This is a genomic window from Streptomyces sp. NPDC001093 (assembly GCF_040298985.1).
Lineage (GTDB): Bacteria > Actinomycetota > Actinomycetes > Streptomycetales > Streptomycetaceae > Streptomyces.
The window spans coordinates 24,880-30,887 of record NZ_JBEPBF010000124.1 but is presented as its reverse complement, the minus strand read 5'-3'; the positions used below and the strand labels follow the sequence as shown (position 1 = coordinate 30,887).

General features: G+C 73.5%; 5 protein-coding genes and 1 tRNA gene. 5 read left to right on the top strand and 1 reads right to left on the bottom strand.

Annotated features, from left to right (window positions below; translation table 11 throughout):
• Positions 1-76 precede the first annotated feature (76 nt).
• The 5 genes from ABT288_RS39610 (at position 77) to ABT288_RS39590 (ending at position 4,440) form a co-directional block, all read left to right on the top strand.
• Entirely contained in the window at positions 77-1,675 is a 1,599-nt protein-coding gene (locus ABT288_RS39610; RefSeq protein WP_351618755.1) for a hypothetical protein, read from the top strand.
• Positions 1,672-3,009 carry an AAA domain-containing protein gene (locus ABT288_RS39605; protein ID WP_351618753.1) on the top strand — a complete coding sequence of 446 codons (1,338 nt, stop codon included), beginning with the start codon at positions 1,672-1,674 and terminating at the stop codon, positions 3,007-3,009. The genes ABT288_RS39610 and ABT288_RS39605 overlap by 4 nt, the downstream gene beginning before the upstream one ends.
• Before the next feature lie 317 nt (positions 3,010-3,326).
• Positions 3,327-3,695 (top strand): DUF8844 domain-containing protein, encoded by a 369-nt coding sequence (locus ABT288_RS39600; RefSeq protein WP_351618750.1) that lies wholly within the window; start codon positions 3,327-3,329, stop codon positions 3,693-3,695.
• Between the two features lie 111 nt (positions 3,696-3,806).
• Positions 3,807-4,376 (top strand): bifunctional DNA primase/polymerase, encoded by a 570-nt coding sequence (locus ABT288_RS39595; protein ID WP_351618748.1) that lies wholly within the window; start codon positions 3,807-3,809, stop codon positions 4,374-4,376.
• Positions 4,367-4,440: transfer RNA gene (locus tag ABT288_RS39590), tRNA-Lys, on the top strand. Before ABT288_RS39595 ends, ABT288_RS39590 begins: the two co-directional genes overlap by 10 nt.
• A gap of 69 nt (positions 4,441-4,509) precedes the next feature.
• Here ABT288_RS39590 and ABT288_RS39585 read toward each other — a convergent pair.
• Entirely contained in the window at positions 4,510-5,769 is a 1,260-nt protein-coding gene (locus tag ABT288_RS39585; RefSeq protein WP_351618745.1) for a M6 family metalloprotease domain-containing protein, read from the bottom strand.
• Positions 5,770-6,008: the final 239 nt, after the last annotated feature.

Sequence of the window (6,008 nt, the reverse complement as noted above, 5' to 3'; positions counted from 1 at the left end):
GCTGGAGGAGGTCGCCAAGTTCCGCGCCGCCCGCAGGATCTGGGCGCGGGTGATAGGCCCACCGGGAGGTCGCCCCGTGTCCCTGATCGCCGCCCTCTCCCGGCTCGAGGCCGTCAGCAGCGGCCGGGCCCAGCCCGCCGCTACCGTCCGGCACCGCCATCTGTCGACGCGCCCGCTGGTGTTCGTGCCGCTCACCACCGCCGGTGAGGCGGGCGCCCCGCTCGGCGCGCTGGTCGGCACCGACCGGGACGCGCCGCGCCTGCTGGTCGTACCGCAGCCCCGCGACCGCGACCTGCGCTTCGCCTTCCTCGCCGAACTGGCCGACGTCGTCCTGCCGTACATCGACTCCTGCGCCGAGTCGGTGGAGGCGGCCGAGCGCACCGAGACCGACCCGGAGACCGGCAAGCGGGTCAAGGTCGAGGTGGAGCTGTGCGCGGACGCCCCCCAGCTGATCGTGCCGAGCCGGGCCGGCCTGGACTTCGTACGGCTGCTGGGCCGCTCGATGCGGTTCCGCCGGACCGCCGAGCAGGACCCTGAAACCCCCTATCCGGCGCCGCCCCGGGTGCCGCTGCTGGGCCGCTGGCTCACCCACTACGGCGAGCGCTCCCGCGTTCCCGGCTCCTCCCTCCTCCTGGCCCTCACCGACGTGCTGTCCCGGCACTGGGCGACCGGCCAGTCCAGCCTGGAGGACCAGCACCTGGGCGCGCTGCTCGCCTGGATCGACCCTCCGGAGGGCACCTCCGGCGCCGAGGCCGCGCGCCGGGCCGAGCTCGCCCGGGACGCCGCCGGCCAGCTGCTGTGCCCGCCGGCCGGACCCGCCACCGACCCGGCGTTCGACAACAGGCTGCTGGCCCCCGCGATCGAGCGCTACGACCGCGCGCGCACCGCACTCGCCGCCGCCGAGGACGCCCTGGCCGCCGACGACCGGCTGGCCGCGCTCACGGCGGCCGAGCGGGAGATCCGCGACCTGGTGGAAAGCCGCACCCGGCCCACCTGGGACGCGGTGTGGCGGGGCCTGGACCTGCTGCGGGCGCTGCCGGAGGGCGCGCACGTGGAGGAGCGCTGGACCCGCGACCGCTGGTCCTTCACCGGGCACCGCGACCGGGTGCTGGCGGGCGAGCCCCCGCAGCCGCGCCGGGACGACGCGGTGACGGCGGCGAACAAGCTGGCCACGCGCGAGCGCGAGCAGGCCCGGCTGGAGGCGCAGGAGGCGCTGGACGACCCGCTGGTGATGGCGGGGCGGCGGCTGACCGGGGAGGCGTTCGCGGGTGAGGTGACCGATGTCGTCATGGCGTACAGCGAGGGCAAGCGGCCGAGCCCGCGCCCGCTGGTGACGGTCCGCACGGACGACCGGCCGCATCTCGCCGAGCGGGCGAAGGCGTACCGCTCGCTGGGCGGCAAGCCGCAGTCGGCGGAGTTCGTCGGGTACGAGGGCTCCTCGGACGGAGGTGTGCTGGTCCTCCGCGTCCTGGACAAGATGGGCCGCGGCAAGGAGCCGGAGCCCGGTTCGGTGCCGGAGAAGGGCGACCGGATCTGCTTCACCCTGTTCGAGCACGAGCAGCGCGGCGGCGCGAAGCTGCCCGACCCGGAGGAGACCCCGTGGACCCACGGCGGCCCGCCGGGTGAGGCCGTCCAGGAGGCGGCCGACCCCATCACCGAGGAGGACGTCCTGTGACGACGGTCGACTTCGACCCCGGAGCCGCTGCCGCCCGCGCCACAGAGGCGATCCTCCACGACACCCTGCACGGCAGCGAGCGCGGTGTGGTCGTGGACTCCCCGCCGGGCGCCGGCAAGTCGACGCTCGTGGTCCGCGCGGCCCTCGAACTGGCCGACGCCGGGCGCCCGTTGATGGTCGTGGCGCAGACGAACGCCCAGGTGGACGATCTCGTCCTCCGGCTCGCCGAGAAGAACCCGGACCTGCCGGTCGGCCGGCTGCACAGCAGCGACAGCGACCCCTACGACAAGGCGCTGGACGACCTGCCGCAGGTCCGCACGTCGGCGAAGGCGGCCGACCTGAACGGCCTGCCGGTCGTGCTGTCCACGGCGGCGAAGTGGGCGCATGTGAAGGCCGACGAGCCCTGGCGGCACGCGATCGTGGACGAGGCGTACCAGATGCGCTCGGACTCCCTGCTGGCCGTGGCGGGCCTGTTCGAGCGGGCGCTGTTCGTCGGCGACCCCGGGCAGCTGGACCCGTTCGCGATCGTCGGCAGCGAGCAGTGGGCGGGGCTGTCGTACGACCCCTCGGCCTCCGCCGTGACCACCCTGCTGGCCCACAACCCCGGCCTTCCCCAGCACCGCCTCCCGGTCTCCTGGCGCCTCCCGGCCTCCGCGGCCCCCCTGATCTCGGACGCGTTCTATCCGTACACCCCCTTCCGCAGCGGCACCGGCCACGGCGACCGCCGACTGGCCTTCGCGGTCCCCTCGGACGGCTCCGGCCCTGACCGGGTGATCGACGAGGCGGCGGAGTCCGGCTGGGGCCTGCTGGAGCTGCCCGCCCGGCACACCCCGCGCACGGATCCCGAGGCGGTGCGGGCGGTGGCGACCGTCGTGCGCCGTCTGCTGGACAGAGGCGGCGCGGCGTTCTCCGAGCGCTCGGATGAGCCCGCGCCCCTCACCGCCGACCGCGTCGCCGTCGGCACGGCCCACCGCGACCAGGCGGCGGCGGTGCGCACGGCGCTCGCCGAGCTGGGCGTGGCGGACGTCACGGTGGACACCGCGAACCGTCTCCAGGGCCGGGAGTACGACGTCACGGTCGTCCTGCACCCACTCTCGGGCCGCCCCGACGCCACCGCCTTCCACCTGGAGACCGGCCGCCTGTGCGTCCTGGCCTCCCGGCACCGGCACGCCTGCATCATGGTCTGCCGCGCGGGCGTCGGCGACCTCCTGGACGCCTACCCGTCCACGGAACCCGTCCAGCTGGGCACGCTGGTGAAATTCCCGGACGGCTGGGAGGCGAACCACGCGGTCCTGGCACACCTGACGGAACACAGGGTGAGCTGGCGACCATGACCACCCCTCCGGCACCCGCCCACGGGCGATCAGCGCCACACCACCCCACCGCCGGACGCAGTCCGGCACGCCGCCGGAGGCGGCACATGGTTACAGCCCCGGACGGCTGGGAGGCGAACCACGCGGTCCTGGCACACCTGACGGAACACAGGGTGGACTGGCGACCATGAGCGCACACGAGTGCCGGCCCGGCCCGGAGAGTGGCGGAACACAGGGTGAGCCTTCGACCTTGAGGGCCCCTTGCGGGGGCGCGGGACAATGGACGGTGGCCCACCTGAAGGCGGTGCCGAGCGAACCGTACGAGGAGGAGACAGGACATGGCGGAGCCCACGCCGCGTCGGAATGAACCGCGGCTACGCCCCGCGCCTCTGATCTTCGAGCCCGCGGAGGCGGCCGGCGATCCCGAGCACTTCTTCGACCTGGAGTCGATCGAGGATCCGCGCGCGCTGCTGGCCAGGGCCACGGAGCTGACCCAGGCGTTCCGTGCGGCCGCCGACCGGGCCCTGGAGTTCCAGGCCGTCGCGGCGGCCCAGCTCGCCGACCCGCGCCGCTTCGACCGGCTGACCCCGGCGGACATCGCCGAGCGGGCGGAGTGGACCGAGGACTACGCGAAGAAGATGGTCGAGTTCGGCCGGGACCTGATGCGGGGCAACAGCGAGGGGCGGACGTACCCCGATCCGGTGTGATCCGCGCCTGGCATATGCCAGGCGGGCAAGATACTCCTGCCCACACCCCCTTGTCCCGGTTTTCCGCAACTCAGAAGAACCGCGCACTCACGGCCGGTACATGTAGGTGGCATGAGCAGCGCACCGAACGTCACCCGCGTCACCTCCGACGGCGTCGACTGGCTCGCCTCGGCGGGCACGTATCCGCGGAGCACCCTCGCCCTCTGGGAGGAGCGCCCGGACGCCCCGGTCGTCCTGCCCTGCGGCACCGTCTTCGACGTGGTGAGCGCCCCGGCGATCTTCGGCCGCCGGATGCTGGACCGGCTGTGGGACGACGGCCCGGGCTCGGGCCCGGTCGCGGTGTTCCGGGGCCGCGTGCTGCTGTTCGCCGCGCCGGGCACGGCCCAGCGGCTGCCCTCGCTGCTGGCGTGGGAGGAGTGGGGCTCGAACCGTACGCAGGCGGTGCCGCCGCTGCTGTGTCACGGCACGGGCGACGCGGTGACCGTCCCAGCGCCGGCCGGCTGCGACACCCCCGGTGACTCCCGCTGGCTGGTCGCTCCGGACAACCGTCACCCCTGGCTGCCCGGCCCGGAAGTCGTGCTCTGGGCGGCCGTGCGAGCGGCCCGCGCCGCCGTGCGGATTTCGATTTTTCCTCCCGCCGACCAGGATGCTAAGGTCTACGATGTCAGCAGGCGCCGCTAGCTCAGTTGGTTAGAGCAGCTGACTCTTAATCAGCGGGTCCGGGGTTCGAGTCCCTGGCGGCGCACGCGAAGGAAACGGCGGGGCCGGTTCGAAAGAATCCGGCCCCGCCGTTCTCGTATGTGCGCATGCGCCCCTAGTCCCTGATCCCCGGCGTGATCCTCACCGTCCACGCCCCCGAAGCCGTCCTCCCCTCCACCTCCACCTGGACGCCTTCCCCGGGCACGGTGAAGCTCTCGCCGAGGGCGACCGGGGCGTCGGCGAGGGGCGGGTAGACCGAGCTCTCCCAGCAGGCCTCGGTGTGCGGGTGGGCGTCCACGACCTCCACCGGGCCGCCGCCGGACTCCGCTCCGCTTCTGACGCGGTACACGAGGACGCCCTGCCGGCAGGTGGCCCGGTCGTTGCCGCCCGTGCCGCGTGCCTCGAAGGCCAGGGCGCTGTCGGGCCCGGTGCGCACGATCGCCAGCTTCACCCCGTGCCCGAGGCCGAAGGCGGGGGTGCCCGCCGCGCCCTGCACCGGGATGCCCGGGCCGGCCTCCAGCGGCTCCAGGGTCAGCCGGGTCGGCCGTGCGCCGCGCACGCACACCACCTGGCGCGGATCCAGCCAGCCCAGCTTCCACTTGTGCCAGGCGAACATGTCGGGTGACAGCCCGAACTGGCTGCCCATCAGATCCCAGTCGCCGACGTAGGTGTCCCAGTCGCCCTTGCCGTCGACCGGGCGGTGGTAGAGGTCGGGCAGGTCGAACATGTGGCCGGTCTCGTGGGCGAGGACGAGGTGGTCCGGCGGGTGCTTCTCGAAGACGGTGACGACCCGGTGGATGTCGATGCCGTCCACGTGGACGGGTGTGTCGAGGTTCACGACCTTCGTGGCGTCCGAGTCGACGCCGGGCGCGTCCGGGTCGGCGACGAAGTACACGACCTGGTAGCGGGAGAAGTCGACCTCCTTGTCGGCCACGGCGAACGCGTCCTGGAGGTAGGCGGCCCGGTCGTCCACGTCCCAGTCCCGCTTTATGGCGTACGCCGTGGACGGCCGGGGCATGCGCAGCCAGTGCCGCAAGGCGTGCGGGCGGAGGGTGAACCTGCCGTAGGAGGCCTGCTCGTAGTAGTGGCTGGTGGCCGGGAAGTGGTCGGCGGCGAGCTCGGCGGGCGTGGTGCGCGGGGCGGCGTCCGGGAAGGAGAGGAAGACCATCACGGCGTCGAGCGCGCCGGTCGGGCGGGTGTAGTCGGAGTTCCAGGAGTCCGCGCCCTCGGAGTGGTGGGCGTCGCTCCGGTGCAGGGCGCAGGGGGCCGTGGAGAAGGGCTCGGCGGCCGACGGGCCGCCGAGGATCGATGTCGCGGCGAGCGCCGACAGCGTGGTGCACACGGCGGCGGTGCTGCGCAGCTTGGTCACGGCCATGACCTCCGGACGCGGTTCACGGGACCCGCATCCAGATTGCTGGTATTTATTGCGCTATGCCCTGTTCGCCTGCACCACAAGGGTGAGCGCGCCCCCGAAAGCGCCGGCGCGCTCCGGCGCCCGACACCCCGGAACACTCACGGAACGTCACAACTGGTCGGGGGCCTGAAGAACCCGTCCACGTGCGGGCAGAAACGATCTGTCAGAAACTGTGCTCCGTCCGGGACACTGGACAGTGG

Coding starts and splice junctions, on each gene's coding strand:
- ABT288_RS39600 (WP_351618750.1), top strand. CDS start 3,327: ATGGCGGAGCCCACGCCGCGTCGGAATGAACCGCGGCTACGCCCCGCG.
- ABT288_RS39595 (WP_351618748.1), top strand. CDS start 3,807: ATGAGCAGCGCACCGAACGTCACCCGCGTCACCTCCGACGGCGTCGAC.
- ABT288_RS39585 (WP_351618745.1), bottom strand. CDS start 5,769: ATGGCCGTGACCAAGCTGCGCAGCACCGCCGCCGTGTGCACCACGCTG.